General features: G+C 69.0%; 23 protein-coding genes and 1 pseudogene. 13 read left to right on the top strand and 11 right to left on the bottom strand.

Annotated elements, in window-relative coordinates; translation table 11 throughout:
• Nucleotides 1-65: 65 nt before the first annotated feature.
• Complete coding sequence (locus QH195_RS27405) at nucleotides 66-1211, top strand: citrate synthase 2 (RefSeq protein ID WP_280437526.1); 1146 nt, start codon at nucleotides 66-68, stop codon at nucleotides 1209-1211.
• 178 nt (nucleotides 1212-1389) lie between these two features.
• Here QH195_RS27405 and QH195_RS27400 read toward each other — a convergent pair whose 3' ends face one another.
• Nucleotides 1390-2103 carry a hypothetical protein gene (locus tag QH195_RS27400; RefSeq protein ID WP_280424676.1) on the bottom strand — a complete coding sequence of 238 codons (714 nt, stop codon included), beginning with the start codon at nucleotides 2101-2103 and terminating at the stop codon, nucleotides 1390-1392.
• Between the two features lie 63 nt (nucleotides 2104-2166).
• On the opposite strand from QH195_RS27400, the gene serC reads away from it, so the two are divergent.
• The 3 genes from serC (at nucleotide 2167) to QH195_RS27385 (ending at nucleotide 5920) form a co-directional block, all read left to right on the top strand.
• Nucleotides 2167-3291, top strand: coding sequence for a phosphoserine transaminase (gene serC / locus QH195_RS27395; RefSeq protein ID WP_280437525.1), 1125 nt, complete (start codon nucleotides 2167-2169; stop codon nucleotides 3289-3291).
• 233 nt (nucleotides 3292-3524) lie between these two features.
• Nucleotides 3525-4973, top strand: coding sequence for a septation protein SepH (sepH, locus tag QH195_RS27390; RefSeq protein ID WP_280437524.1), 1449 nt, complete (start codon nucleotides 3525-3527; stop codon nucleotides 4971-4973).
• Nucleotides 4974-5140: 167 nt separating this feature from the next.
• Nucleotides 5141-5920, top strand: coding sequence for a DUF6928 family protein (locus tag QH195_RS27385; RefSeq protein ID WP_280437523.1), 780 nt, complete (start codon nucleotides 5141-5143; stop codon nucleotides 5918-5920).
• Nucleotides 5921-5934: 14 nt separating this feature from the next.
• Here the strand turns inward: QH195_RS27385 and QH195_RS27380 are convergent, their stop codons facing one another.
• Nucleotides 5935-6240, bottom strand: a complete 306-nt coding sequence (locus QH195_RS27380) for a DUF2537 domain-containing protein (RefSeq protein WP_280424672.1) — start codon at nucleotides 6238-6240, stop codon at nucleotides 5935-5937.
• Nucleotides 6237-7040 (bottom strand): TrmH family RNA methyltransferase, encoded by an 804-nt coding sequence (locus tag QH195_RS27375; protein WP_280437522.1) that lies wholly within the window; start codon nucleotides 7038-7040, stop codon nucleotides 6237-6239. The genes QH195_RS27380 and QH195_RS27375 overlap by 4 nt, the downstream gene beginning before the upstream one ends.
• Before the next feature lie 78 nt (nucleotides 7041-7118).
• Between QH195_RS27375 and QH195_RS27370 the strand changes: the two genes are divergently transcribed.
• Nucleotides 7119-7535, top strand: coding sequence for a YccF domain-containing protein (locus QH195_RS27370; RefSeq protein WP_280424670.1), 417 nt, complete (start codon nucleotides 7119-7121; stop codon nucleotides 7533-7535).
• 16 nt (nucleotides 7536-7551) lie between these two features.
• Here QH195_RS27370 and QH195_RS27365 read toward each other — a convergent pair whose 3' ends face one another.
• A complete protein-coding gene (locus tag QH195_RS27365; protein WP_280424669.1) occupies nucleotides 7552-8001 on the bottom strand; it encodes a MarR family winged helix-turn-helix transcriptional regulator in 450 nt (149 codons plus the stop codon).
• 48 nt (nucleotides 8002-8049) lie between these two features.
• Here QH195_RS27365 and QH195_RS27360 point away from each other — a divergent pair, with 48 nt between their 5' ends.
• Complete coding sequence (locus QH195_RS27360) at nucleotides 8050-8289, top strand: DUF2530 domain-containing protein (RefSeq protein WP_280424668.1); 240 nt, start codon at nucleotides 8050-8052, stop codon at nucleotides 8287-8289.
• Nucleotides 8290-8414: 125 nt separating this feature from the next.
• Entirely contained in the window at nucleotides 8415-9041 is a 627-nt protein-coding gene (locus QH195_RS27355) for a TetR/AcrR family transcriptional regulator (protein WP_280424667.1), read from the top strand.
• An 18-nt stretch (nucleotides 9042-9059) separates the two neighbouring features.
• Here QH195_RS27355 and QH195_RS27350 read toward each other — a convergent pair whose 3' ends face one another.
• Entirely contained in the window at nucleotides 9060-11885 is a 2826-nt protein-coding gene (locus QH195_RS27350) for a sacsin N-terminal ATP-binding-like domain-containing protein (protein ID WP_432278471.1), read from the bottom strand.
• Between the two features lie 516 nt (nucleotides 11886-12401).
• On the bottom strand, nucleotides 12402-13646 hold the full coding sequence (locus QH195_RS35100; protein WP_348537360.1) for a DUF3027 domain-containing protein: 1245 nt from the start codon (nucleotides 13644-13646) through the stop codon (nucleotides 12402-12404).
• Nucleotides 13647-13663: 17 nt separating this feature from the next.
• Between QH195_RS35100 and QH195_RS27340 the strand changes: the two genes are divergently transcribed.
• From QH195_RS27340 to QH195_RS27330, 3 genes and pseudogenes are all read left to right on the top strand, one after another.
• Nucleotides 13664-14437: a glutaminyl-peptide cyclotransferase gene (locus QH195_RS27340; RefSeq protein ID WP_280437520.1), complete on the top strand. Its 774-nt coding sequence runs from the start codon at nucleotides 13664-13666 to the stop codon at nucleotides 14435-14437.
• Nucleotides 14438-15660: 1223 nt separating this feature from the next.
• Nucleotides 15661-17085 (top strand): annotated as a pseudogene (locus QH195_RS27335) (MFS transporter); the annotation flags it as partial.
• A complete protein-coding gene (locus QH195_RS27330; RefSeq protein WP_280424664.1) occupies nucleotides 17082-17588 on the top strand; it encodes a DUF2771 domain-containing protein in 507 nt (168 codons plus the stop codon). The pseudogene QH195_RS27335 and the gene QH195_RS27330, both read left to right, overlap by 4 nt.
• A gap of 61 nt (nucleotides 17589-17649) precedes the next feature.
• Here QH195_RS27330 and QH195_RS27325 read toward each other — a convergent pair whose 3' ends face one another.
• The gene (locus QH195_RS27325) at nucleotides 17650-18069 is read right to left on the bottom strand and encodes a cold-shock protein (protein WP_039822144.1); all 420 of its coding nucleotides are present in this window, start codon (nucleotides 18067-18069) and stop codon (nucleotides 17650-17652) included.
• Between the two features lie 209 nt (nucleotides 18070-18278).
• Here QH195_RS27325 and QH195_RS27320 point away from each other — a divergent pair, with 209 nt between their 5' ends.
• Together QH195_RS27320 and QH195_RS27315 are read left to right on the top strand one after the other, a co-directional pair.
• Complete coding sequence (locus tag QH195_RS27320) at nucleotides 18279-18527, top strand: hypothetical protein (RefSeq protein WP_280424663.1); 249 nt, start codon at nucleotides 18279-18281, stop codon at nucleotides 18525-18527.
• Between the two features lie 378 nt (nucleotides 18528-18905).
• Entirely contained in the window at nucleotides 18906-19559 is a 654-nt protein-coding gene (locus QH195_RS27315) for a transglycosylase family protein (RefSeq protein WP_280424662.1), read from the top strand.
• Nucleotides 19560-19629: 70 nt separating this feature from the next.
• Here the strand turns inward: QH195_RS27315 and QH195_RS27310 are convergent, their stop codons facing one another.
• Entirely contained in the window at nucleotides 19630-19818 is a 189-nt protein-coding gene (locus QH195_RS27310) for a hypothetical protein (RefSeq protein ID WP_280437519.1), read from the bottom strand.
• A 132-nt stretch (nucleotides 19819-19950) separates the two neighbouring features.
• On the opposite strand from QH195_RS27310, the gene QH195_RS27305 reads away from it, so the two are divergent.
• Nucleotides 19951-22221: a helicase-associated domain-containing protein gene (locus QH195_RS27305; RefSeq protein WP_280437518.1), complete on the top strand. Its 2271-nt coding sequence runs from the start codon at nucleotides 19951-19953 to the stop codon at nucleotides 22219-22221.
• Nucleotides 22222-22232: 11 nt separating this feature from the next.
• On the opposite strand, the gene QH195_RS27300 is transcribed toward QH195_RS27305, so the two are convergent.
• The 3 genes from QH195_RS27300 to QH195_RS27290 all read right to left on the bottom strand — a co-directional run bounded on the left by QH195_RS27300 (nucleotide 22233) and on the right by QH195_RS27290 (nucleotide 26167).
• Complete coding sequence (locus QH195_RS27300; RefSeq protein WP_280424659.1) at nucleotides 22233-23636, bottom strand: M1 family metallopeptidase; 1404 nt, start codon at nucleotides 23634-23636, stop codon at nucleotides 22233-22235.
• A gap of 152 nt (nucleotides 23637-23788) precedes the next feature.
• Nucleotides 23789-24457 carry a DUF3239 domain-containing protein gene (locus tag QH195_RS27295; protein ID WP_280437517.1) on the bottom strand — a complete coding sequence of 223 codons (669 nt, stop codon included), beginning with the start codon at nucleotides 24455-24457 and terminating at the stop codon, nucleotides 23789-23791.
• 39 nt (nucleotides 24458-24496) lie between these two features.
• Complete coding sequence (locus QH195_RS27290) at nucleotides 24497-26167, bottom strand: DNA repair helicase XPB (protein WP_280424657.1); 1671 nt, start codon at nucleotides 26165-26167, stop codon at nucleotides 24497-24499.
• Between the last annotated feature and the right edge of the window lie 96 nt (nucleotides 26168-26263).

The following is a 26263-nucleotide window of genomic DNA, read 5'->3' as shown; positions in this document are numbered from 1 at the left end:
GACATGGGCCAGACGTTACTCCGGAGTAGCAAAGCGATAGAGTCCTGTTGAAAGGAGAGTCGCGTATGACCACCAATTCCGGCATTGCAGGGGCCGGCCAGGTCCCGGACGATTTCGTCAGCGGCCTCGAGGGGGTGGTCGCGTTCACCACAGATATCGCCGAACCCGACAAAGACGGCGGCGCCCTGCGCTACCGCGGCGTGGACATCGAAGACCTGGTCACCAACCGGGTCACCTTCGGCGATGTCTGGGCGCTGCTGGTGGACGGCGAGTTCGGGCACGGCCTCCCACCGGCCGAACCGTTCCCGCTGCCGGTGCACACCGGCGACGTCCGGGTCGATGTGCAGGCCGGGCTGGCGATGCTCGCCCCCATCTGGGGCTACCAGCCGCTGCTCGATATCGACGAAGCCACCGCCCGGGAGAACCTGGCCCGCGCATCGGTGATGGCTCTGTCCTACGTCGCGCAATCCGCGCGCGGTATCTACCAGCCCGCGGTACCGCAGCGCCGGATCGACGAATGCACCACGGTCACCGAACGGTTCATGACGCGCTGGAAAGGCGACCCGGACCCGCGGCACACCGAGGCCATCGACGCCTACTGGGTATCGGCCGCCGAACACGGGATGAACGCCTCCACGTTCACCGCCCGCGTCATCGCCTCCACCGGAGCCGACGTCGCCGCCGCGCTCTCGGGCGCCATCGGCGCGATGTCCGGCCCGCTGCACGGCGGCGCACCGGCCCGGGTACTGCCCATGATCGAAGAAGTGGAACGTACCGGCGACGCGCGCGCCCTGGTCAAGGGAATCCTGGACCGCAAGGAGAAGCTCATGGGCTTCGGTCACCGGGTCTACCGCGCCGAAGACCCACGGGCCCGGGTCCTGCGCGATACCGCCCGGCGCCTGGCCGCCCCGCGCTACGAAGTGGCGGCCGCCCTCGAACAGGCGGCGCTGGCCGAACTCCGCGAACGCCGCCCCGACCGCGCCATCGAGACCAATGTCGAATTCTGGGCAGCGGTCATGCTCGACTTCGCCGAGGTCCCGGCCCATATGATGCCGGCGATGTTCACCTGCGGCCGGACCGCGGGCTGGTGCGCGCACATCATGGAACAGAAGAAACTCGGCAAACTGGTGCGCCCGGCCGCCATCTACACCGGCCCGGGCCCACGACCACCGCAAGAGGTCGCGGGCTGGGACAGCGTCGCGGCCGGATAGCGTCGGCCCGCGGCCCGCGGCCCGCAGCGCGAGTCCGCCCGTTCGATGCATGCGTTGTGCCCGCCATACTCGCGGGCACAACGTGTAGCCGGACCGATACGGCTGAGCGCCGGCCCGGCGGGCGAGCATCCGGTGAAGACCTCGCCACCAACGCGCGAGGCGACCGCGGTTCCTTCCGTCAGACGCAGTCCGGGTCGGCTTCCCAATCGATCGCGACCGATTCGCCGCTGTCGACCGTGAAAAACGCGACCCGGAGTCTGGCACCCAGGTCCAGGAGTTCGATCGCGGACAGGGGCACCGGTTGGACGACGCGCACATGCCAGGGCTCCGGTTCGTCCCAGGCCCGTATCTCCAGGTCCAGGCGCATGACCGGATCGTCGCAGCCGCAATAGTCGACCTCGACCGGATTCACCGCCAGTACGGTCGCGGTGGCCCGGCGTCCGTCGGACAGGATTTTCGCCGACGCGGCCCGCCCGGGATCGGCCTCCCCTGGCGGGTACAGCACCATGCGGTCGCGGTCGTGCGGGTCCACCCGGCAGCACACCAGATCACCGGGGCGCATCCGGTCCAGTTCGGCGCCCGATACGCGCTGCCGGACCTGGGCCTCGTAGGGCGCCACCCCGGGCAGCCGGACACGGACCCGGAATGTATAGCCGGGTTCACGCCGCCGGGTACCGGCCGCCAGGACCGTGGCCGAACCGGCCGTGCCGTAGGTCAGCAACTCCCGGCGATCGGCACCGCTGGGCGCCTCACCGCGACGGCGGAAACGCCGCGGCAGCAGTCCGCGCAGCCACCCACCCGGCGCCGGTGGACCCGGTTCCGCGCCGTGACCGCCGCCACGGCCGTCATCGGATCCATCTCCGGCAGGGCCCCTCGACGACCGCATGCTCATACCCACTCACGTTAGCCGGAGTGTGGTACGCGGCACAGCAACGGCGCGGCTACGCTGTTGGCCATGACCAGTGCGTTCCCGACCATCCCCGATGAGCTCAAGCCCACCGACGGTCGTTTCGGTTGCGGCCCGTCCAAGGTCCGCCCGGAGCAGCTGCAGTCCCTGGTGGAGGTGGGTGCCTCGGTGTTCGGCACCAGCCACCGGCAGAAACCGGTCAAGGATGTGGTCGCCCGCGTACGGGCCGGGCTGCGGGACCTGTTCTCCCTGCCCGAAGGCTACGAGGTCGTCCTCGGCAACGGTGGCACCACGGCTTTCTGGGATGCTGCCGCGTTCGGCCTGGTCCGCGAGCGCTCCCTGCATCTGACCTACGGCGAATTCAGCTCCAAGTTCGCCAGTGTCACCAAGAAGAATCCGTTCCTCGGCGATCCGATCGTCGTATCGGCCGATCCGGGGAGCGCGCCGGAGCCGGTCGCCGATCCGGCCGCCGATCTGATCGCCTGGGCGCACAACGAAACCTCCACCGGAGTATCGGTTCCGGTGCAACGGCCGGCGGGATCGGACAATGCCCTCGTCGCCATCGACGCCACCTCCGGCGCCGGCGGGTTGCCGGTGGATATCACCGATGCCGATATCTACTATTTCGCGCCGCAGAAATGCTTCGCCGCCGACGGCGGGCTGTGGATCGCGCTGATGAGCCCGGCCGCGCTGGCGCGGGTGCAGGAGATCAAGGATTCCGGTCGCTGGACCCCCGATTTCCTGTCGCTGCCCATTGCGATCGAGAACAGCGTCAAAGACCAGACCTACAACACCCCGGCACTGGCCACCCTGCTCATGTTCGCCGATCAGATCGATTGGCTGAACCGTAACGGCGGCCTGGACTGGGCGGTGAAACGGACGCTGGATTCTTCCTCCCGGCTGTACGCCTGGGCCGAGGCCAGCGAATACGCAACCCCCTTCGTCGCCGATCCGGCCCACCGCTCCCAGGTGGTCGGCACCATCGACTTCGCCGACTCGGTGGACGCCGCCGCGGTCGCCAAGACGCTGCGGGCCAATGGGATCGTCGATACCGAGCCGTATCGGAAACTGGGCCGCAATCAGCTGCGCATCGGTATGTTCCCGGCCATCGATCCGGAGGACGTGGCTCAGCTCACCCGCTGCGTCGATTGGGTGGTCGAGAAACTCGGCTGACCCAGATCACCTGCGAATTCGGGCCCGTCGCGCGTGTTGCGCGGCGGGCCCGTGCCCTTGACATCCGGCTCACCCGGAATCGACTTGATACACAAGGGAATAGAGCAGATTAGCCGTAGGTGACGGCCGCAGGGTACATTTCGGTGCCGCGTGTCTTGCCACACGAATCCCAGAAGTGCACTACTGTTCCAGAACGTGGGCGGTATCGCGAGCGACGCGATAAGGAGGTAACGGTGCGTGAACTTCGAGTGATCGGGGTGACGCCCGACTCCGCCCATATCGTGTGCGTCGACACGGAAAGTGGCCAGAAATTCCGGCTTCCCGCCGACGACAAACTCCGCGCCGCAGCCCGCGGCGACCTTGCCCGATTCGGCCAGATAGAGATCGAAATGGAAGCAACTATGCGTCCTCGCGATATCCAGGCTCGAATCCGCGCCGGCGCCTCCGTGGAACAGGTGACCCAGGAATCCGGCATGCCGCTGAGCCGGGTGGAACGTTTCGCCTATCCCGTACTGCTGGAACGCGCGCGGGCCGCCGAACTCGCCCAGAAGGCCCATCCGATCCGGCCCGACGGTCCCGCGGTGGAAATCCTGATCGATGTGGTCACCGCGGCGTTCACCGCCCGCGGCCATACCCTCGACAACGCCGAATGGGATGCCTGGAAGGACGAGAAGGGCTTCTGGGTCGCGCAATTGCAATGGCAGAACGGCCGATCGGAGATCGCCGCGCACTGGCGCTACCAGCCGGACGCGCACGGCGGCTCGGTATCCCCGCTCGACGATCCCGCCACCGATCTGATCGATCCGGATTTCGGGCGGGCGCTACGCGGGCTCGCCTCGATTCTGCCGGTCGAAGCCGAAACACCGGCCGCTCCGGAACCGGTTGTGGCCGAACCCCGCCGGGAACCGGCACGTCCGGCCGCGGTGGACAACTACTATGAACAGCGCGCTGTCGCCGCCGGCGGCAGCGCGACACTGCCCGCCCCGGCACCGTTGTCGCCGGGCACCGGTCGGCCCACCGGAGCGGCCGCACTGCCTGCGGGTACCGGCCCGGCGAGCGCCGCCACTCCACCGGCTCCCGCGGCTCCGCCCGAAACGTATCGGCCGTCGGCGGCGGAAGTCCATCGCCCGCCCGCGGCGGAGACGCCGGTTGCTGCCGCGCCCGTCGACCCCCCCGTTCCTGCCGACCCCGGGCCCCCGGCAGGCTATTCCGTACCGGAATCCGAGACGCAGGCACCGGAAACGGCCGCGCCGGCCGAGCCTGAGCCCGTCGAGCCCGAGGCCGCGCCGGTCACCGGCGAAGCCTCCCCGACCGCCGGCGAATCCGCCCTGGTAGCCGGCGAACCTGCCGCGGTAGCACCCGAACCCACGCCGGTCGCGGCGGTCGCCGACCCGCCGGTGGAAGCAGCGGAAGCGACGGCCGAGCCGGTCGGCACCGGAACCGTAGCCGCAGGAGATTCGGAGGCGAAAGCCGCGGAAACCGGCGAAACCCGCAACGCGGACACCGCGGAACCCGAACACGCAGAGGCGGAGCAGACGCCCGAACCCGAACCAGCGGCGAAACCCGCTGTCAAGAAGGCACCTGCCAAGACGGCGAAATCCACCGGGCGCAGCAAGCGCGGTAAGGCGCCGATGCCGTCGTGGGAGGACGTGCTGCTCGGGGTCCGCAGCTCGGGTCACTGAACGGCCGCGAACCGGCGTGTTTCCCGCGACAACCGCCCGATCCACCCGATCGGGCGAGTAAGTTCCGCTGTACGGCGACACGGTCGATCCCGGGGCTGCCCCGATACCGGCCGAGGTGCACGCCGAGCAGTTCACGACCCGGTTCGTGCGCTATCGGAGGTGGGTGGATGCTGTCCAAGATTTCCTCGGTCTGGTACGTCGATACGCCCGACCCGCTCGCGGTCCTGGGCACCTACCCGGACCCCGACCCGGATGCGGCCTACGCCCTGGCTCGGCAGTTGCATCCCGACCTCGAGGTCGAGCCGGCCGCATCGGCGACTCTCGGGGAAGCCACCGGACCGCAACCCGACGAACTGTTCATCGGCTGCTACCCGGGCCTGAACCTGCTGTGCAGCCCCTACGCGGCCCGGGTGCATCCGACCGAGATCCCGGATCTGCTGGTGCGGCCGCTGGCCGAGGAGCATACGTATCTGGTGTCGTTCGATCTCGAATACGGCTGGGGTTCGTTCGCGCATTGGGAACGTGGCGAATTGCGGCGGGCATTCAGTTCCACCCGCCTCAACATCCTGCAGGATCAGGGCCTGCCGCATATCTGGGAGCGGCCGCACTGGGCCGGTGAGCATCCGATCCGGTGGCGGCTGGGCGAACTCCCGGATCCGCTGGTGCTGCCGTTCGATCCGCCCGGTTTCGCGGATACGGCGAACTACGAGTGGCTCGGTTTCCGGTACTTCCCGGTGGCCGCGGAGCAGGTCGACGCGCGAGATTCCGAAGCGGGCCGTCCCACGGTGACCCCCGAAGATATCCGGGTCTGCCGGTTCCGGCTCCATCCCAAGGACGAGGGCGCACGCCACGATCCCCGGCCGCCGCGCAACCGGGTCGATCACGAGCGCAAGGGCCTGCTGTCCTGGCTGCGCGGCCATGACGCGGCGGTACCCGCCGAAAAGTAACCGCCGTGTCCCGCTCAGACCCCGGTGAGCAACCCGATCCAGCCGAGCAGTACGCCGGCTCCGGCACCGGCCAGTACCCAGCGGGTCACCGGCCGGGTCCGCCAGCGCCACGCGGTAGGCGCGATACCGATCACCGCAACCACGTTCACTGCCAGCGAGAACAGCGGGTGCACCTGGGTCAGGGCCGCGCCGAAGGCGTACACCCCGACCGCGGTCAACGCCGCGACCAGTGCGGCGACCGTGAGCCCCGCCGCCCACGGGGTCGGCTCGCCGGCCGGGCCTGAGTAGCCGCCGTAGCCGGAACGTCCGACGGGGGTCATGAGGCCCGCACCCGCTCGTAGAAGGCCATGGCCGCGGCGGTTGCCACATTCAGCGAATCGGTACCCGCGGACATCGGGATCCGGGCCCGCACATCCGCCGCCGCCATCGCCTCCTCGGTGAGGCCGGGCCCCTCGGCGCCGAGCAGCAGCGCCACCCGCCGGCCGGTGAGCGCGGCGGCGAGGGTCGCGGCCGCCGGGTCGGGGCTCAACGCGATCACCTGGAAGCCCTGGCGGCGCACTACGTCCAGGCCGGCCGGCCAATCCGGCACCGAAGCGAACGGCACCCGCAGCGCATGCCCCATGGAAACCCGCACCGATCGACGGTACAGCGGATCGGCGCAGCCGGGCCCGAACAGCACCGCGTCCACACCCAATCCCGCCGCATTGCGGAACATCGCACCGAGATTCTCGTGATCGTTCACCCCCTCGAGCACGGCGACCGTCGTGGCACCGGCGAGGAGATCGGTGAAATCGTGGACCGGCGGCCGATGAGCCACCGCGAGTACGCCCCGGTTCAGATGGAAACCGACCACCTGCGCCATCACGTCGGCCGGGGCACGGTAGAACGGGATATCGACAGCCGCCAGATCGGCGGCGAGTTCCTGCCACCGCTTGTCCACACCGAGGAGGGCGTGCGGCCGGAACGGCGATTCCAGCATGCGCCGGACCACCACCGACCCCTCGGCGATAACCAAGCCCTTCCCGCCGGGACGGTCGGGCCTGCGGTCCGCTGCCTTCAGATCCCGGAAATCGTCGACCCGTGGATCGGCAGCACTGTCCACATCGAGAACCACGGCCACGGCGCCTATCCTGCCAAGCCGCGCAGCACGGGCCGCGCCGTGGGTGCGTATACCGCCCGGCTCGGGCATGCTTGAGGTATGAAGCCGATCCAGTTGCTGCTCAATATCCTCTGGCTGATCCTGTGCGGTTTCTGGATGGCGCTGGGATACTTCGTCGCCGCCTTGATCTGTTTCATCCTCATCATCACGATCCCGTTCGGGGTGGCGGCGATGCGTAATGCCCTCTACATGCTGTGGCCCTTCGGCCGCACGACGGTCGAGAAGCCGGGAGCGGGCGCGGGCGCCCTGCTCGGCAACATCATCTGGTTCATCGTCGCCGGCTGGTGGCTCGCCCTGGGACACCTCGGCACCAGCATCGCGCTTGCCTGCACCATCATCGGAATCCCGTTCGCCTGGGCGAATCTCAAGCTGATCCCGCTGGCCCTGTTCCCTCTCGGCCGCGAAATAGTCGACAGCGACCAGCCCTTCGCAGCGAGCTACGGTGCAGCCCGCTGACTCTTCGAAGTCGGTCTTATTCGGAGTCGGCCACGATTTCGTTGAGGATCGCCACGGCCTGTTCGAGCACGGCGAGCTGATCGGGGCCCAGGTCGGCGAGCTGATCGCTCATCCACGCTTCCCGGGCGCTGCGCTCATCGGCGAGGAGGGCGTGCCCGGCCTGGGACAGCGAGACGATGATCTGCCGTCCGTCGGTCGGATGCGGGTCGCGGTCCACCAGACCCAGATCGGTGAGCGAGGCGATCACCCGGGTCATCGACGGGGGCTGGACTCGTTCCTTCGCCGCGAGTGAACCGGGAGTCATGGCGCCCTCGTTGGCGAGTGTGGCCAGAACCGAGAGCTGGGTCAGCGATATCTGCGATTCCGCACGCCGTCCCCGCAGATGCCGCGTCAAGCGCACCACCGCCAGCGAGAGGTCGCTGGCCAGCGCCCGCACATCCGAGTGGGTATTCACAAAGTGAACCATACGTGACACACGTCGGATCGGCGCGCGTACTGCGGTTACGCTGATCAGATGAACGCGCAGCTCCCGCAGTTTCCGTCGTGGCTGACCGACCCCCGGCCGGTACTCGTATCGGGCTCTGTGTTGTTCGCGATCGCGACCCTGGTCGTCTGGCTGGGCGGGGATCGCTGGGAGTCGGCGCGGCCGGTGTGTCTGATGGGTCTGGCCGTCGGCCTGCTGGGTTACACGATCTTCGTCGTACAGCGCCGGGGGGCGCGCCGCGGTGACAAGGGTGCGCAGACGGGATTGTGATCACCGACCGCGCATAGTCCGAGGCAGCAGGGCCGCATGGTCGCCGGTGCGGCCGGCGCGGACGGGTCCCGGGGGGTCACGTCGGGGAATTGACTGTTGGGACCAGGGCGGCCAAACTCGCTCGTGTGTCCTCCCGATTGAGCGTCGAAGAACGACGGGCCCACCTTATCGAGGCCGCGATCGGCCTTGCCGAGAAAAAGGGGGTCGCGGGTGTCACCACCCGTGATGTCGCCCAAGCGGCGGGCGTCTCGCTAGGTGTGGTGCATTACTGCTTCGAGAACAAGGACGCGCTGATGACCGAATTGGTCAAGGCGCTGTCGATGGAGCTGCGCGATTCGGTGGACGCCAACGAATCCGTCTGGCAGCAGGCCGGTAGCGGCAATACCGCGCTGCGCGATCTGCTGCGCACCGGGCTGGAACTCATGTGGCTGAATATCGAGGCCACCCCGGAACGTCAGCTGCTCACCTACGAGACCACCACCTACGCGTTACGAGAGGGCGAGCAGACACCGGCCAAACTGGCGATCGCGCGGGAGCAGTACGACTTCAACGATTCCACGGTCGCCGATATTCTCGACCATGCCCGCGATGCCACCGGCAGCACCTGGAAGGTTCCGGTGCGGCAGCTGTCCCGGTTCACGCTGAGCATGATCGACGGTATCGTCCTGCGCTGGCTGGTCGACGACGACAGCGAAAGCGTGCGCACCCAGCTCGATCTACTGGCCGGCGCGCTGGCCGAACACGCCGAGTAGCAACCCCGCGATCAGCGGTCAGTGCACCGGACCCGGCCGGAGTACATGCACCGTATCGCCGTCCTGCCACCACGGGACCCGCACCGTACGCGTCACCGCGCCCGAAAGCCGGACTCGCAGGTCGTCGTGTACCCGGAGACCTCCCGGCTGCGGCGGTAGCGCGAACACCCGGCGCAGGACCACGCCGAGCGGTTCGGAATCCCAGCCGGTTTCGTGGCCCGCGTCGAGCACTTCGGCGTCCACCTGTTCCGAGACGGGCGGCAGATCCAGCAGGACCGCCAGGTCCGCCGCCGTATCGGGATCGGCCGCCACCAGCCGGTCCGGGGGTACCGCCAGACCGAACCACGGCTTGTCGAGCACGAGTGCGTCCCCGGCATCGATCACCGCACCCGACAGCGCGCGCACCCGGTCGGGCGGGTCCAGGGCGGTGATATCGAGTCGATGCACCGCCGCACCGAGCCGGGCGTGTACCCGCGCGACCACTTCCGGAGTCGGTGTCTTCGCCGGATCCGCCAGCGCTTCGAGCAGCGTTGCGGCGAGCGCGAGGTCGAGTGTCGCGGGGTCGGCCAGGCAGCCGATGAGCGCGTCGAGATCCGGACCGGACAGGCCGGTGATCGGCAGTTCCGGTAGCAGTCCGGCGAATTCGGTATCGGCCGGGTGCCGGTAGCCGCCCAGCGCGACCCCGTCGATCCGCGCGTACCGGCGCAACCACCACGCGGTGTACCCGTCGGCGTCACCCAGTAGTGGCCGGGTCCGCTCGTCGGAGAGCAACCGCCACAGCGCCTCCGGCCAGGCGGCATCGTCGACCAGGTCCAGATCGCGTACCGCGATCAGCTCCGGCGGGTCCTCGGAAAGCCCGGCCCACCAGGTTTCCTCGTCGTCGAGATCGTGGTCGGGGCCGGTGGGGTCGGTTTCGGTGACGATCCCGAAATCCCAGCCGACCCCGATCGCCCGCAGAGCGCCGGCGCCGTATTCACCGGCCACTTCGGCGGATACGACCCCGAACGGCGAATCCGGTACCAGCAATTCGATCAACGGGGCGTCGGGCAGCAGGAGCTCATCGGCCGGCCGGGTGGCGCCCTCGCTGTCCGGTAGTTCGAGCATGCCCAGCCAGGGCGGCAGGGCCGCCGTATCGGCCACCGCGGCCAGCCGCAATACCGATTCCACCGTGTCCGGGTCGTCGGGATGATCGATCAGTTCCGCCTGCAGCGCGGGATCCGACAGTAGATCGGCCGGGGTCGCCCGCCGGGCACCGAGCCGGGCCAGCAGCGGGTGCGCCGCCGCGGGATGTACCAGACGCGCCCAGTGCACGGGTATCGGATCCGCGAGCGCGGCCAGCTCGTCGTCCAGCAGTACCGTGCGCGGGCCGGTGACCGTTCGGCCGTCGGCCAGGGGTACCGCCAGAGCACCGAGTTCTTCGACGGCCAGCTGGTCGGTGACGAACGGTTCGAGCGCGGCGTAGAGGCCGAACCACCACGACGGAGGCCGGTCCAGCCCCGCGGACAGTTCCGCGACTCGCGCCAACCCGATCCGGTGCACCCCCACCGTCGCCAATACATCCGCGTACCGCGCACCGGACAGGTCCGGGATCAGCAATGGATCGAGCACATCACCGAGCAGTTCGGCCAGCTCGGCGGTGAGATCGGGGAAAACACTGGTTCGGGTGGGTGCCGCCACCCGGCTATCGGATGGGTCTGCCGCGCCGCCGGGTTCGGCCGGGAAAACCGGAAGCCAGGGGTTGTCGCGCAACTCTTCCAGAATCGACTCCCGCAGCAATCCGTCGATCTCGCTGCGCGCGAACCCCGGAGCCGGGATCAGCACCGGGCGCGATGCGGGCGGCAGCGCACGGGCGAAATCGGCGTACCCGGCGGCCAGTTCGCGCAGCCGGGCGCCGGGCAGTACCCGGCGGCGGTCGGGTTGCATGGGGATATCGGCGATCAGCAGCGCCGGTAACGTCAGTTCCTCGTCCGAGCGGGTTGGGGCGCGCAGCACATCGGGTCGCGCGGCGACGGGCCGGCTGTCCCGCACCGGCACCAGCCAGCGCGCCCGCACCGTCCGATACTCCCACCAGACTTCTTCCGTCCCGGCCGCGTCGACCCGGATCTCGCGCAGACCGGTCTCGCCCATATCCCGGACCGTCGAGCGCGCCGGGAAGTCCTCGATCCGGATCTCGGTCAGGGCGGGCAGCTCCAACAACAGGTCCACCGCCTCGGCACGCATGGACTCCAGCAGCGGCGCCGGATCGATCTCCGGTCGCAGCCGGAGGACGATTTCACTGTCCGCGCCGGCGCACGGTGCGGCGGCGTGCGGCCAGGCCAGCCGCAACACCGGTGGTGTGAACCCGCCCTCCCGCTCCGGCAGGGCTACGCCGGCGGCCGCGAGCTCGGCAGAGGTGTCTTCCCGGGAGAACCGCAGCGATCCGCTGGTCGACCGGAACTCGATCTCCTCACTCACCGTGAGCACCGCGGTGAAACCGACCCCGAACCGGCCGACTTCCCCAGGACCCCCGGTTTTCCCGGACGAACGCAGCGCGGTCAGCGCGTGCACACCTGCCAGATCCAGCGGGGCGCCGGTATTGGATATCGACAGTGTCCGGTCACTGCATCGCACCACGATCCGCCCCGGTATCCCCGCCGCGGCCGCGGCATCCGCGGCGTTCTGGGCCAGCTCGGTGAGCAGCCGGTCGCGGTAACCGGCCCGCACCAGATCCGTTTCGACCGCCGCATCCTCACGCAACCGGGTCGGCGAATCCCGCCAGGCGGCCAGCACTCCGGCCCGGAGCTGCGCGGTACCGAACGGGTCGGCGGAGTCCGGCTCCGCGAACGATCGTGCTGATCCGCTCATATCGCCCACCGCACCGGTCTCGCTCACCGCCTCAGCGTACGTCTCCGCGAACCACCGGCCGAACCCCCGCCTCAGCCGTTCCGGCCCGGCTCCGGCACCACCCGCATCCGATCGGATCGCATGCCACTATTACTGTCTCCCAGCATTATTCACGCACCACAGCAGTTGAACCTGTTCCGATGTGACGACCCGGGACCGGCGCACGGCCCGCTGCCGAGCCATTATCCGCGAAACGGACCGCGGCCTCGGCGGTGCGGTCGCGATTCCGCGCAAACCGACGTCTCCAGGGGTTCCGGACGGATTCGCCACCATGTCGGTCCAGCGCGACCGCTCGATTCGTCGCCATCGAGCCCGCCGGTGCGGAGCGCGTCAAGCCGAGCAGCCCGCCGATTGCGGCCATCCACCGGCATTACGAACTCGACGAAACGTTCCGAACTGATCGCATGGGCCGGGGCCTCGACCGAGCGGTTACCGCCGTCCATCCGATGGGAGGGTCGGATATGCGTCCGTGCGGGCCTATTCGGCAGGTCCTGGGTCGCGGCCGGCCTCTACCGTCCCCGGAGCGCCGATGACCGTGGACTGCGATTCCACCGCAGTGCCCTCCGTACTCGGACCGGCGGCGGCTTCGGAGATCGACTCCCCCTCGGGGTCGCGTTCCGCTTCCGGGGATTCAGCGGGTTCCCGCACCGCATTTTCCGGCGTCTGCTCAGCGACTCCGGTGTCCTGGGCAGTCGGCGAACCCTTCGTGGATTCCCCGTTCCCCGGTTCCGGCGCGGCGTCGGCTGTGGACGCCGCGGCCTTGCCGGTTTCTGCCTGGGCAGGGGCAGCCGACTTGCTCGAGGGCTCCGGGGCGGTATCGGCCGCGGCCTCCGGCCGACCGACCGAGTCCTCGGGCCGACGGGAATCGTGCCGTTCAGCACTGGGGGCCGGCTCGTCTTCCGAGACCGTGCGGCCGGGCACCGGCGTTTCGGCCGTTTCGGTGGCGGGCGCGGACCCGGCCTCCGCTGGTTTCGGCGAGTCGGCCGGGTAGACCTCTACGGCGGCATCGTCGTAGGCCTCGTACTGCGGTGACCCGGCTCCGGTGGGCATCGGCGTTTCGGAATGGGCTCCGCAGCCGTAGCCCATGTGCACGACATGACCGTCGGCGCCCATGACGTTGGCGCAGACACCGAAGGCGGCACGCAGCGCCCCGGCGAGCGGCACATAGAAACCGCAGCTCTCGCACGACGCGGGTGCGGCCTTGGCCATATCGCTGTCCGGGCCGTATTCGTCGTACCAGCGTTGCGCGGCCTCCGCGCGGCCCTCCAGGCTGAGGACTTGTTTACGCCCCAGTCCGACCTGGTAGGCCACCTCGTCGATTTCCGGATCGCCGGTCGCTGTGTAGCCGGGCACCAGGCGCGGGTCGTCCGCCGGCGGCGCGAGCAGATCCCCGGGCGCGAGATCGCCCGGCCGGACCCGCTGCTCCCACGGCACGAACTCCGGTGCGATCAACGCTTCCGGGCCGGGCAACAGCGCGGATTCGCTCACCGTCACCCGGTCGGTGTCCGGGGCGGCGGCGACCACCACGGCCCATTGCCAGCCGTGGTAGCCGGGCAGGGTCGCCTCGAAGCAGTGCGTGGCGGCACATTCGTCTTCGGCGCGGACGCCGACATGTGCTCCGACCCCGGAGGGTTCCAGCTCCAGGAGCGCACTACGAGCCAGGTCGACGGCCCCGGCCAGGATCGACCGTACGTCGGTGTCCGATACAGATACTGCGCTCACGGTCTACATTTTGCCGTATGAAGCCCACTCGGCGTACCTGGGTCGTCACCGCGCTGGTCTGCCTGCTCGTGCCGGGCGCCTGCGCAAACGCCGACGATGCCGCCGAACACCGCAAGATCGAGGTTCTCGCCACCCATTCACACGATCCGGGCGCGTTCACCCAGGGCCTGGAAATCGACGGTGAGGTCCTGTACGAGGGCACCGGCATGGTCGGCCAGTCCGATGTGCGCAGTATCGATCGGCGCACCGGTGCGGAGCTGGCCCGCGTCGAGTTGCCACTCCCCTTCTTCGGGGAGGGCATAACGCTCGCGGGCGACACCCTGTGGCAGCTCACCTGGAAGGAAGAGGTCGCCTTCGCCCGCGACCCGCGCACGCTCGCCGAAAAACAGCGGGTGCCGTATCAGGGTGAGGGCTGGGGTCTGTGCCGCCGGGAGGGACGGCTGGTCATGAGCGACGGATCCGCGACCCTCACCTTCCGCGATCCGGTCACCTTCGCCGTCACCGGTTCGGTCGCGCTGGCCAGTCGTACCGATACCCGCCTGAACGAGCTGGAATGCGCCGAGGACGGTTCGGTCTACGCCAACGCCTGGCCCACCGATCAGATCCTGCGGATCGATCCGGACACCGGGCGTGTCCTGTCGGTGATCGATGCCGCGGGGCTGCTGCCGGCGGAGCAGCGCGCGGGCACCGATGTCCTCAACGGCATCGCGCAAATCCCCGGCACCGATCGTTTCCTCATCACCGGAAAGTACTGGCCGACGGTCTTCGAGGTCCGGTTCGTACCGGCCTGAGACCGCCCGACACAAAAGCGATACAGCTCACTTTCGGGCCGTCCCGAACAGGGCGGGGTTTCGCCGAGGTCGCCGTGGGCCAGAATTGAGGTGTGCCCACTTCCCGCGAGCCCTCCGGTTCCGATCGCGGTCAGTGGCCCGCCGGCGAGTCTCCGCCACCCCAGCGGCATCCAGGTTTCGACCGCTACCCCCCGCCGAACGTGCCACACCGCAATCGCGAATCCGCCCCCGGCAACACCCGGCCGACGCCGCCGCCGACCCGTCCGCTTCCGTTCGACGATTCCGATTCCGCACCCGATCGCGGTGTATCGGTACCGCGCGAGGTCGCCCCGGTCGCTCCGGCGGCCGGCGAACAGTCCACCCCGGGGCGGGTGAGCCGTTTCGCGCGGGTGTTCGGCGCGCTGGGGGGATCGCGGAGTTCCACGCAGCGCTCCGGCGGGCAGGTGGACGCCGGGACCGGCAGCGGCGGCAGGCCCGGATCCACCCGAAAGAGCGCCGCGCCGCAACGAGACGACAGCCGAGACTTCGCCGAACCGCGCCGGACACCGCCGACCCCGGTACCGGGTGCCGCCCCCACGGCACGCGGGGTGGGGACCGGTGCCGATTCCGGTGTACCCGAGTGGCGGACCGGCGCGCGGGGTGCGTGGACCGGGGATTCCGCGGACCGTGCCGACTTTCGGCGCGGAACCGGATCCGGACCGGGCACCGGCAAGACCGACCGCCCCGCGGCCGGTGCCACTCCGCACTCGCCGGCCGACTTCGGCACCGGGAGCAGGCCCGGCCCATCCGATGCGACGGTCCGCAACCGCTGGACACCGGGCGACGCCGGCATCGCTCGGCCTCCCCGGCCCGGAGAGAAGATCGACGGCGACCCGCACCGGCCCGCGACCGAGTCCGGTGGCTCGGCCGGACCGGTAGGAGCCTCGAATGCCGCCGAGTCCGGGCATTCCTCCGGAACCGCTGGACGGCTCTCTCCCGGCGCGAATGCGGCCGCTCGGGCCGGCCGGGACGAATTCCGGCCCGGTGGCGACCGCGATTCCGGCGCTCGCCCGTCCCGAGGCGGTGCGGCCGATCCGGCCGACTCCCCGAACCGACCCGGGCGGCATCCAGTAGCCCAACCGCACGAGTACGGGTCCGAGTACCGGGAACAGGACGAATTCGCGGACACGAAGGAATACCGCGCCGAGGATCTCGACGCCGAGTACGACACCGACGGCCGACGGCTTCCCCGGAAACTCACCGTCACCCGGGTGGCCGCGATGCGCGGCCGCGAACTCACCGAGAAAGGTATCGCCACCTTCCGGCGTGCCGCGGAAGCCGACGGCGCGGACAAATCGGGGCTCACCGCCCTCACCTACGCCACCATGGCCAATTTCGCACTGGACGCGGCGATCGCGGTGGCGCTGGCCAATACCCTGTTCTTCGCCAGCGCGACCGCCGAGAGCAAATCGAAGGTCGCACTGTACCTGCTGATCACCATCGCGCCGTTCGCGATCATCGCGCCGCTCATCGGGCCCGCGCTGGACCGGTTACAGACCGGCCGCCGCTTGGCTCTGGCGGCGTCGTTCGCGGCCCGCGCGGTCGTGGCGGTGGTGTTGATCTTCAGTTTCGACAGCTGGGTGCTGTATCCACTCGCCTTGTGCATGATGGTGCTCAGCAAATCGTTCGCAGTGCTCAAGAGCGCGGTGACGCCACGGGTACTACCACCCGATATCGATCTGGTCCGAACCAATTCCCGGCTGACCGTATTCGGTTTGGTCGGCGGCACTCTCGGAGCCGGCGGGATAGCCGGGGCCACCGCCGCGCTCACCGGTTCGACCGGAGCGTTGATCCTGGCCACCGGTATCGCGGTGGGCGGCGCCTATCTGAGCTGGAAGATCCCGCGCTGGGTGGAGATCACCGAGGGCGAGGTCCCCACGACCCTGAGCTACCACGGCGACGATCCAGAGACCGAAGTACTGGAACCCGGCCGCGAATCCGCGATACCGCCCCGCAAACGCCGGCAACCGCTGGGTCGCGCGGTGGTCACCGGGTTGTGGGGCAACGGCAGTATCCGGGTCCTCACCGGGTTCCTGACCTTCTACATCGCCTTCGTCGCCAAGGCCACCGAACACCGACCGGTGCAGCAGGCGGCGATGCTCGGCCTTGTCGGCGCGGCGGCGGCGGTCGGCAACTTCGCCGGTAACGCCACCGGCGCCCGGTTGCGGCTGGGCCGGCCCTCACTGATCGTGGTGAACTGCACACTGGCCTGCACGGCCGTCGCGGCGGTCGCGCTGATTCTGGACAACCTGCTGGGGGCAGCACTGGCCGCGCTGGTCGCGGCGGGCGCCAGCGCGCTGGCGAAGGTTTCGCTCGATGCCTCCATCCAGGACGATCTGCCGCCGGAATCGATCGCGTCCGGATTCGGCCGCTCGGAAACCGTGCTGCAGCTGAGCTGGGTGGTCGGCGGCGCCGGCGGGGTCCTGCTGCCGACCGACTACTGGAAAGGTTTCGCGGTGGTCAGCGCCGTTCTCGCCGCGGGCCTGGTCCAAACTGTGCTGAGTTCGCGCGGGCACAGTCTGCTGCCCGGTTTCGGCGGCCGCCGCCCGCTGCACGCCGAACAGGAAATACCGCACCACGACCACCCACGAGGAGACACCGCCCGGTGAGTACGAACAGATTCCGCACGATTCTCGCGCTGGCCCTGGCCGGAGTCCTGGTGCTGGCGGCCGGAACCGCCGGAGTGGTCTGGTTGCTGGCGCGTGACGCCGAGCCGCACAAACCGGAGCTCACCGCTTACTCGCACGGCGAGGCCGTCACCGTGCCGCCGTTCTACTTCTGCACAGTGCGGATGGAGAACTGCGAACAGGGCGACACCGTGTTCCTGGAGGTCCCCGCCGGTAATCCGCTGCAGATCTCGCTGCCGTCGGAGGTCGTGGGCACACCGTGGGAGTTGCTGCCGCTGTATGCGGACGAGAACGGCGAGGTGGTCGAGAAGCCCAGCAGCTACCGGGACCATCCGGGCGATATCCGGGCGTTGACCATCGACTCGAATCCCGAGCCGGGGCTGGAACTGATCGGCGTGGAGTTGCAGGTGATGATCATCGCGATCGATGAGACCGGCCGGGAATTCTCGATCCCGCACGCGATCTGGTCGATCAAAACCTCCTGATACGCGTTACGGGCCGGTCCGCCGCACGGCGGACCGGCCCGTAACCGGTATTTCTCGCGGATCAGCGATCGAGTTCCCGCGCGACCGCGCGCACCACCTCGGAGATCCGCTGCGCCGTCTTACGGTCCGGGTACCGGCCCTTGCGCAGATCCGGCTGCACCTTCGCTTCCAGCAGCGTGATCATGTCCTCGACCATGCCGTGCAGTTCGTCCGGGCTGTGCTTGCGCGCCACCGGCTCCTTACGGGCATTGCGTTCCTGGTTCTGCCGGACCGACGGTGGCGCCTCGACCAGCTTCAGGCTCAGCGCCTGCGGACCGCGGCGCCCGGCCGCCATCCCGAACTCCACCCGCTGACCGGGCTTCAGCGTCTCCACACCCTGGGGCAGCGCGGACGAGCGGACGTAGACGTCCTCACCCTCGTCCTGGGAAAGGAAGCCGAAGCCCTTTTCCACGTCGTACCACTTCACCTTGCCGGTCGGCACTGCGCTCACCCGTTCGTCTGTTCGGCGCCCGGCTCGCGGGCCGGCGCACACATGTCTACTGAAACCCGCTGGTGGGCGGGCCCCCTGCCTTCTCTCGAATGCTCTGCCTGCACTCGAAAAACGCGCCCCGCAAGCATGCAGGACGCGAGATCGCCCCCGAGTCTACCCCGGTGGGCAGGGCGGCAGCACATCAGTTTTACCGTCGACAGGTGACCAACCCCGCTGATCCCCGGCCGTCCACCCCACCGCCCGGGCGCACCCCCGGCAACTGGCTCCTACGGCTGGCACTGGGTCTGTTCGCCCTCGGACTGCTCGCGATCGTGGCGATCTTCCTCACCCCGATCGTCACCGACGACAAACCCGGATTGTGGTTGTACCTGGGCGCCATATTGCTTACGCCGCTGGGCTTCGTGCTGGCGCTGCTATTCGCGCTGCTGTCCGGCCGGCGAGCCAGGTGACCTCTTTTCGATACCCGAGCGAATCGCCGCCCGAAACTCCTGTGTGATGATAATCACATAACGGAATAATAACGGCTATTGCGGGGAGTTGGCGCCCGTCGGCGCGAGCCCACTAGCTGCGCATAGTCACCGAGAGCCAGTTGTGACCGCTCCGCAACCCTGCCGCACACGCCGGTTACCAAAAAGTGATTTTTCGCCGGATCCGTCGTACCGTCTATCCCAGCCGGGCACTCCGGCCCACCGGCCCGCCGCACCGAACCTCGCCCCGCGGGTACCGGACCCCAAGGAAACGACAGGGGCGAGGGCGGGACGGGCACCCTCTCAGCCTGGACCCGAGCGAATCCCTCGCAGGTGCGTACGAGAGGAAGACGAACCCGAATGAGTGGACGCCATCGCAAGCCCACCAATACCGGTCGCACTGTCGCCAAGGTTGCCGTCACCGGCGCCATGATGAGCGGTGCGGGTGCAGCCCTCGCCGGTAACGCCAGCGCGGCACCCGACTCCGACTGGGATCGACTCGCGCAGTGCGAAGCCGGTGGTAACTGGGGCATCAACACCGGCAACGGCTATCACGGCGGACTGCAGTTCTCGCAGAGCACCTGGCAGGCACACGGCGGTGGCGACTACGCGCCGACCGCCAATCAGGCCAGCCGCGAACAGCAGATCGCCGTCGCAGAAAAGGTCCTCGCCTCGCAGGGCTGGGGCGCCTGGCCTTCCTGCTCCTCCTCGCTGGGCCTGAGCAGCGGCTCGACCCCCCGCGAAGTACCCTCCGATACCCCGGCCGTGCAGACCCAGAACCAGAGCACGCCGGCCGCCCCCGCTGCCCCGCAGCAGGCGCAGAACCCGGCCCAGACGCAGACCCAGGAGGTCTACACCGCGGTCGATCGCGCCCTCGCCGCCGTTCAGGCGCAGGGTGTTCAGGTTCCGCAGCCCGCGCTGGATCTGTTCGAGGCGGTCAAGGCCGGAACCCCGCAGCTGGATCCCGCGCTGCTGGGCTTCTACGAGACCAACAAGGGCCTGCTGCCGAACTGAGCGGCACCACCCTGCTACGAAAGAACCCCGTATCCGAATCTTCGGATACGGGGTTCTTTCGTCCGCCCGCTCAGCGGTTGATCACCGTATGCGGGTGCACGTACGGCAGCTGCTCGGCAGCCACCGGGAACTCGGTGTCCTCACCGAACGGCGAGAGGTTACCGGAACGTGCCGACGACAGCTCGGTCACGGCGTGCTCGCCGTCGGCCACTTCGGGCCAGCCGTTGTCGACGTAGGGTTTCTTCGATTTGTTCACCACGCACTCATTCTGGCATGTCCGCCCGGCAGCCACGCACGACAACCGCTGTCGGCGGGCACGGGTCGCCCGACTCGCCCCGGTTCCGGCACACAGGTCGGCGGCGACGGCGGGGATAGGCATAATCTGGACCGGATGACCGGCCCAGACTCGTATACCGCCTGGCTCGGCGGCCGCTCCGACGCCCAACTGGTGGCGCTGCTCGAGCGGCGACCCGATCTCGCGGTACCACTGCCCGCTTCGATGGCGGTGCTCGCTGCCCGCGCCGAACAGCGCGCTTCGGTGCTGCGCGCCGCCGACGATCTGGATACAGCGGCTTTCGGGGTAGTGGAGGCGCTGGCCGTGCACACCGCGGCCGGCAACGAACCACCGACACGTACGGAGTTGAAACGCGCGCTGCGCGGCCGTGCCAAGGCCGCGACGGTGGACGCGGCGCTCACCGAACTGGCCGACCGGGCACTGATCTGGTTCACCGGCGACCGCATCCGGCTCGTACCCGCCACCGCCGAGGCACTGCCGTGGCCGCTGGGTAGTGGAACCGATACCGATACCCCGGCCGAGCAGGAGATCGCCGCAACACTCGCCGACCTGCCGCCCGCCGAACGGGCTCTGTTGGACAAACTGGCCGAAACCGGTCCGCGGGGACGAACCCGCGATGCGGCACCCGACGCCCCGGCCGACCGCCCCGTTCCCCGGCTGCTCGGCCGCCGCCTGCTGCGCCGGATCGACGACGAGACGGTGGAGCTGCCACCCGCGGTGGGTCAGTTGCTGCGGGGGGAACCGGTCACCGATCCGCGCCACCTCGCTCCGCCCGAGCCGGTGGCCACCGTGCATGCCCTCGCCGAGGTGGACGGTGTGGGCGCCGGTGAGGTCGGCGAGCTCCTGCGCCATTGCGCCGCAATAGTGGAGGTACTGGGCCAGGCGCCCGCCCCCGCGCTACGTGCCGGTGGCCTCGGGGTCAGGGAAATACGCCGGATCGCCCGAGCCGCGGGTATCGAGGAATCGCGCGCCGGGTTGCTGGTGGAGTTGCTGGCGGCGGCGAAACTGATCGAGAAGGGCTTCCCCGATCCACCACCGGAGGCCGACGCCGACGAATTCTGGGCGCCGACCCCCGCCGCGGATTCGTGGCTGGAGGCGCCGCCTGCGCGCCGCTGGGTACCGCTGGCCCACAGCTGGCTGGAACTGGACCGCTACCCCTGGATGATCGGCCTGCGCGATGCCGCCGACAAACCGCTGGCGGCACTCGCACACGAACTACGGGTGCCCTACGCGGTCCGGGAACGCCGCACCGTCCTCGAAGCCCTCGCCGAACAACCTCCGGGGACCGCCCTGGCGCCCGGCGATATCGGTCGGCTGCTGGCCTGGCGCGCGCCCCGGAGGCGATGGCTCTACCGCGGGCAGGTCGTGGACAACACACTGCGCGAAGCGGCCGCGCTCGGTCTCGTCGGCCGCGGCGCGCTCACCGCCGCCGGGCGCGCCCTGCTCACCGGACCGCTACCGGCTGCCGAAGCCGCCCTCGAGGCGGCGCTCCCCGACCCTGTCGACCATGTGCTGGTCCAGGCGGATCTCACGGTGGTGGCCCCGGGGCCGCTCACCGCCGAACTGCAACAGCGCATCGCCCTGGTCGCCGATGTGGAATCGGCGGGGGCCGCGACGGTCTACCGATTGTCGGAATCCTCACTGCGCCGGGCACTCGATGCCGGGCTCACCGCCGCGGAGCTGCACCATCTGTTCGAACGGCATTCCCGCACGCCCGTTCCGCAGACACTGACCTACCTCGTCGATGATGTTGCGCGCCGGCACGGCCGGTTACGCGCCGGGATGGCGCAATCGTTCGTCCGCAGTGAGGATCCCGCGCTGCTGGCCCAGGTACTCGCCTCACCGGTGGCGGATACGCTGGCGCTGCGTGGGATCGCACCGACGGTCGCGATCTCCCAGGCACCGTTGGGCGAACTGTTCGAGGAATTGCGGGCGGCGGGTTTCGCGCCCGCCGGTGAGGACTCCTCCGGCGCGATAGTGGACCTGCGGCAGCGCGGGGCGCGGATCAATGTGCGGCCCTTGGCCCGTCAGCCGTATCGGCCCGCTCCGCCGACCACGGAGCAGCTGGAACTCCTGGTCACCGAACTCCGGGCCGGTGAGCGCGCCGCCGGGGCGACATCCGGGAAAACGGTGCGCAGCGACGGCAGCCGCACCAGCACAGCCGCCGCTCTGGCCCTGTTGCAGTTGGCCGCGCGGGTGCATCGGCAGGTACATATCGGCTACGTCGACGCGAAGGGCACCGCGATCCAGCGGGTGGTCGAACCGGTGCGGGTCGGCAACGGTCAGCTCGAGGCGCTGGACGCGGTCACCGGGGCGGTCCGGCAATTCACCCTGCACCGCATCTCCTCTGTCGCCCTACTGGAGTGACCGCCGGCCGGTCACCCGCGCAGATCGCCCGGATAGAGGTACTGGTCCGGCGGTGGGGTGGTGCCGTGCAGCCAGGCATCGAAGAACCCGGTCAGGTCGACCGGTGATTTCGATTGCACGAAGGCACGGAACTCCGGCATCGAACTGTGACCATAGGCGTGCGCGGTCACGAATTCCCGTAGGGCGCCGAAGAACACCGCATCACCCAGCTGTTTGCGCAGGGCGTGCAGGAACAGCGGGCCGCGGTAGTACACCGAGGTGAACATCTTCTCCGGCCCGGGATCCTGCAGCGGCACCGCCCAGAATTTGGGCTTGTCCATAACCTTTCGGATGGTGTCCCGGTATTCGGCGTCCACATCGACGCCCTCCATCCGCTCTGCCCACAGATAGTCGGCGGTATAGCTGGCGAGGCATTCGTTCAGGCAGATATCGGACCAGCTGTACACCGAGACCGAATCACCCCACCACTGATGCGCCACCTCGTGCACCACCGTGTTCAGGTCGGCCCAGTCGGCGTAGACGGGCCGGGTCTGCGTTTCCAGCGAGAACGGCAGCGGGGCGGACAGATAGATACCGCCCGCGTTGTCGAACGGATAGGGACCGTACAGGCTTTCGGTGAAATCGAGTACCTCCGGCAACCGCTGCTCGTGTGCGCGCAGGTCCTCGGCGCCGGGAGCGAAGGCACTCAGCAGCGGTGTACCGTTCGCGCGCCGCTGCTCCAGATACTCGAACTTGTCGATGGCGACGGTGGTCAGGTAGCCGATCACCGGGTGCCGCTGTTCCCAGCTCACCGTGCGGAATCCGTCGCGTACCTCGTCGCGCACCCGGGCACCGCCGGACATCACTTCCCATTCCGCCGGTACGGTCGCGTGCAGGGTGAAGGTGGCCTTGTCGCGGGGCGAATCGTTGAGCGGGTACCAGGTCGCGGCCGAATGCGGTTGTCCCGCCGCGAAAGCGCCGCCGGTGGGAGCGTAGGTCCAGCCTTCGCCTGCGGTATCGGCGGCGACACCCGCGTATTCGACCGTGACGGTGAAGGGCAGTCCCGGCAACAGCGGCAGGGCCGGGGTGACGACCAGCTCGTGCGGTTCCTGCCGGACGAAACCGGCGGGCATGTTGTTCACCCGGACCGCGCTCACCGGTGGCCCGTTGAAGTCGAGGTTGAAGGCGGTGAGCGGCTGGGTGGCATGCGCGTCGATACGCGTGGACCCGGTGAGCTGGTGGCCGGCCGGATCGTATCCCAGCGTGACCTCGTAGTGCCCGACGTCGTACCCGCCGTTGCCGTCCTGCGGAAAGTAGGGGTCGCCCAGGCCGTCCGCACCGGCCAGATTCGCGGACTGGGCGTGCCCCGCCGCGGGTGCCAGGGACAAACTCGACAGCACAACCACCCCGGCGACCAGCCAGCGGGTGAGTTTCATGCGGTTTCCACCTTCCGTGGTTCGGCGTGCGATCACAGCGACAACCCCGTTCGACGACGTTAGTCGCAGAATCCGCCCGATAGTTGCAAGCGGCGCCCGACGCGCTGCCGGTTTCGCCGAATACGGGGCGCGCGAGTGTAACCCGCGGCAGGTCAGGTGCCGAGACCCTCCGGTAGCTGCCCCGGGTCGAGCAGCAGGCGTTTGGTGGAACTGCGCTGCACCTGATCGGCCAACGCGAGATTATCGGCGAGCAGCCGCCATTCGATCTCGTCGATGGCCGCGCGGGCGCGCTCGATCACGGCACCGTCCGAGGTACCCCAGGCGATCGGCATGGCATCGACCGGGAGCCAGCGTTCCCCGATCGTATGCGCCGTCCGGTCGCCGTGGACCGCGACCGCCGGCACTCGTTCACCCGGTGCGATCCGATGCCCGGGTAATTCGCGCACCTTTTTGGTGACCAGCGCGTACCGGGACTCGCCGGTATCCCGGCGCGCCACATTGACCAGCGCGAGCAGCACCGCGCCGCGGGAATGGAATCCGGAGACGACCGCCGGTATCAGCTCGCTGTCGGCGTAGAGCCGGGCGATAGCGGTGCGGCGTGGGGCCCATAACGCCACCCACAGCGCGGTCGCGGCGCCCAGCGCACAGGCGAGGGCCAAAGGATAGGACCAGGCGTGACCCAACCGCACCAGATACGCGGTGGCGCACGCACAGACCAGGGCCGCGATCAATGCCGCCAGGCGCAGCCGGCGGCGTCCTGCGACCACTTCGTTGACCGCCTGCACATGCCGGCGGTCCACCGCGAAGTCGAAGTGCCGCATCTCGCCACCCCTTACACAGTCGGTCGAATCCGCGGGACCTTACTGGTCGCTGGCCCCGAACGCGGGACCCAGCAGATCATCGGCATCGGTTATCCGATAGGCATATCCCTGTTCGGCGAGGAAACGTTGCCGATGTGCCGCGTAATCCGCGTCGAGGGTGTCGCGCGCCACGACGGAATAGAAATGCGCTTGGCCGCCGTCCTGTTTGGGCCGCAGCAACCGGCCCAGCCGCTGGGCCTCCTCCTGACGGGAACCGAATGTTCCCGAAACCTGCACCGCCACCGAGGCTTCCGGTAGGTCGATGGAGAAGTTCGCGACCTTGCTCACCACGAGAACAGGGATCTCCCCGCGGCGGAACGCTTCGAACAGTGCCTCCCGTTCCTTGTTCTTCGTGGACCCCTGGATCACCGGAGCGTCCAGTGCGGCGCCCAGTTCGTCGAGCTGGTCCAGGTAGGCGCCGATCACCAGGGTCGGGGCGTCGCGGTGCCGATCGAGAATCGATTTCACGACCGCGATCTTGGTGTGCGCCGTGGAGCACAGTTTGTAGCGTTCTTCCGGTTCGGCGGTGGCGTAGGACATCCGCTCGGCATCGGTGAGGGTGACCCTCACCTCGATACATTCGGCCGGCGCGATCCAGCCCTGGGCCTCGATATCCTTCCACGGCGCGTCGTAGCGTTTCGGCCCGATCAGCGAGAACACATCGCCTTCGCGACCGTCCTCGCGGACCAGGGTCGCGGTGAGACCCAGCCGGCGCCGCGACTGCAGATCGGCCGTCATCCGGAACACCGGGGCGGGCAGCAGATGGACCTCGTCGTAGATGACCAGGCCCCAATCGCGGCTGTCGAAGAGTTCGAGATGCTTGTACTCGCCCTTCGATTTACGGGTGATCACCTGGTAGGTGGCGATGGTTACCGGCCGGATCTCCTTACGCTCGCCCGAGTATTCGCCGATCTCCTCATCGGTGAGCGAGGTTCGCGCGATCAGTTCGCGCCGCCATTGCCGGCCGGCGACGGTATTGGTGACCAGGATCAGGGTGGTGGCCTTGGCCCGCGCCATGGCGGCCGCGCCGACCATTGTCTTCCCGGCACCGCAGGGCAGCACCACCACGCCGGAGCCGCCGGCCCAGAACGAATCGGCGGCCATCTCCTGGTAGTCGCGCAAGTGCCAGCCGTTGCCGTGGTAATCGAGATCGATGGGGTGGGCCTCGCCGTCGACGTAGCCGGCCAGGTCCTCCGCCGGCCACCCGATCTTGAGCAACTGCTGTTTGATGTGCCCGCGTTCGGACGGATGTACGGCCACCGTGTCGTCGTCGAGGCGGTCCCCGAGCATCGGGGCGATCTTCTTGTGCCGGAGCACCTCGGCCAGCACCGCCGGATCCAGGCTCACCAGTGTGAGCCCGTGCGCGGGATGTTTGACCAGCTGCAACCGCCCGTAGCGGGCCATCGTATCGACGATATCGACCAGCAGCGGCTGCGGAACCGGGTACCGGGAATGGCTGACCAGCGCATCCACCACCTGCTCCGCGTCGTGCCCCGCGGCACGCGCGTTCCACAGGGCCAGCGGGGTGATGCGATAGGTGTGCACATGCTCGGGCGCCCGCTCCAGCTCGGCGAACGGGGCGATCGCCTGCCGGGCCACATCCGCGAGCTCGTGATCGACCTCCAGCAGCACTGTTTTATCGCTTTGTACGATCAGCGGCCCATCCGCCACGGGGCCCTCCTCACCTCGACTTCTGCCCATTGTCCCCGAAGCCACCGACAACGCCGGGTGACGAAGCAGACAGCGCGCCGAGGCGGACGCAGACGG

It is taken from the genome of Nocardia carnea, from assembly GCF_029868855.1.
Lineage (GTDB): Bacteria > Actinomycetota > Actinomycetes > Mycobacteriales > Mycobacteriaceae > Nocardia > Nocardia carnea_A.
The sequence above is the reverse complement of the archived record's forward strand: the minus strand, read 5'-3'. Positions and strand labels throughout refer to the sequence as shown.

Excerpts from the sequence above, each read along its gene's own strand:
- serC (WP_280437525.1), top strand. The coding sequence starts at position 2,167 with ATGACCAGTGCGTTCCCGACCATCCCCGATGAGCTCAAGCCCACCGAC.
- QH195_RS27305 (WP_280437518.1), top strand. The coding sequence starts at position 19,951 with ATGACCGGCCCAGACTCGTATACCGCCTGGCTCGGCGGCCGCTCCGAC.
- QH195_RS27405 (WP_280437526.1), top strand. The coding sequence starts at position 66 with ATGACCACCAATTCCGGCATTGCAGGGGCCGGCCAGGTCCCGGACGAT.
- QH195_RS27385 (WP_280437523.1), top strand. The coding sequence starts at position 5,141 with ATGCTGTCCAAGATTTCCTCGGTCTGGTACGTCGATACGCCCGACCCG.
- QH195_RS27365 (WP_280424669.1), bottom strand. The coding sequence starts at position 8,001 with ATGGTTCACTTTGTGAATACCCACTCGGATGTGCGGGCGCTGGCCAGC.
- QH195_RS27295 (WP_280437517.1), bottom strand. The coding sequence starts at position 24,457 with ATGCGGCACTTCGACTTCGCGGTGGACCGCCGGCATGTGCAGGCGGTC.
- QH195_RS27350 (WP_432278471.1), bottom strand. The coding sequence starts at position 11,885 with ATGAGCGGATCAGCACGATCGTTCGCGGAGCCGGACTCCGCCGACCCG.
- QH195_RS27340 (WP_280437520.1), top strand. The coding sequence starts at position 13,664 with ATGAAGCCCACTCGGCGTACCTGGGTCGTCACCGCGCTGGTCTGCCTG.
- QH195_RS27360 (WP_280424668.1), top strand. The coding sequence starts at position 8,050 with ATGAACGCGCAGCTCCCGCAGTTTCCGTCGTGGCTGACCGACCCCCGG.
- QH195_RS27300 (WP_280424659.1), bottom strand. The coding sequence starts at position 23,636 with ATGAAACTCACCCGCTGGCTGGTCGCCGGGGTGGTTGTGCTGTCGAGT.
- QH195_RS27370 (WP_280424670.1), top strand. The coding sequence starts at position 7,119 with ATGAAGCCGATCCAGTTGCTGCTCAATATCCTCTGGCTGATCCTGTGC.
- QH195_RS27315 (WP_280424662.1), top strand. The coding sequence starts at position 18,906 with ATGAGTGGACGCCATCGCAAGCCCACCAATACCGGTCGCACTGTCGCC.
- QH195_RS27400 (WP_280424676.1), bottom strand. The coding sequence starts at position 2,103 with ATGAGCATGCGGTCGTCGAGGGGCCCTGCCGGAGATGGATCCGATGAC.
- QH195_RS27380 (WP_280424672.1), bottom strand. The coding sequence starts at position 6,240 with ATGACCCCCGTCGGACGTTCCGGCTACGGCGGCTACTCAGGCCCGGCC.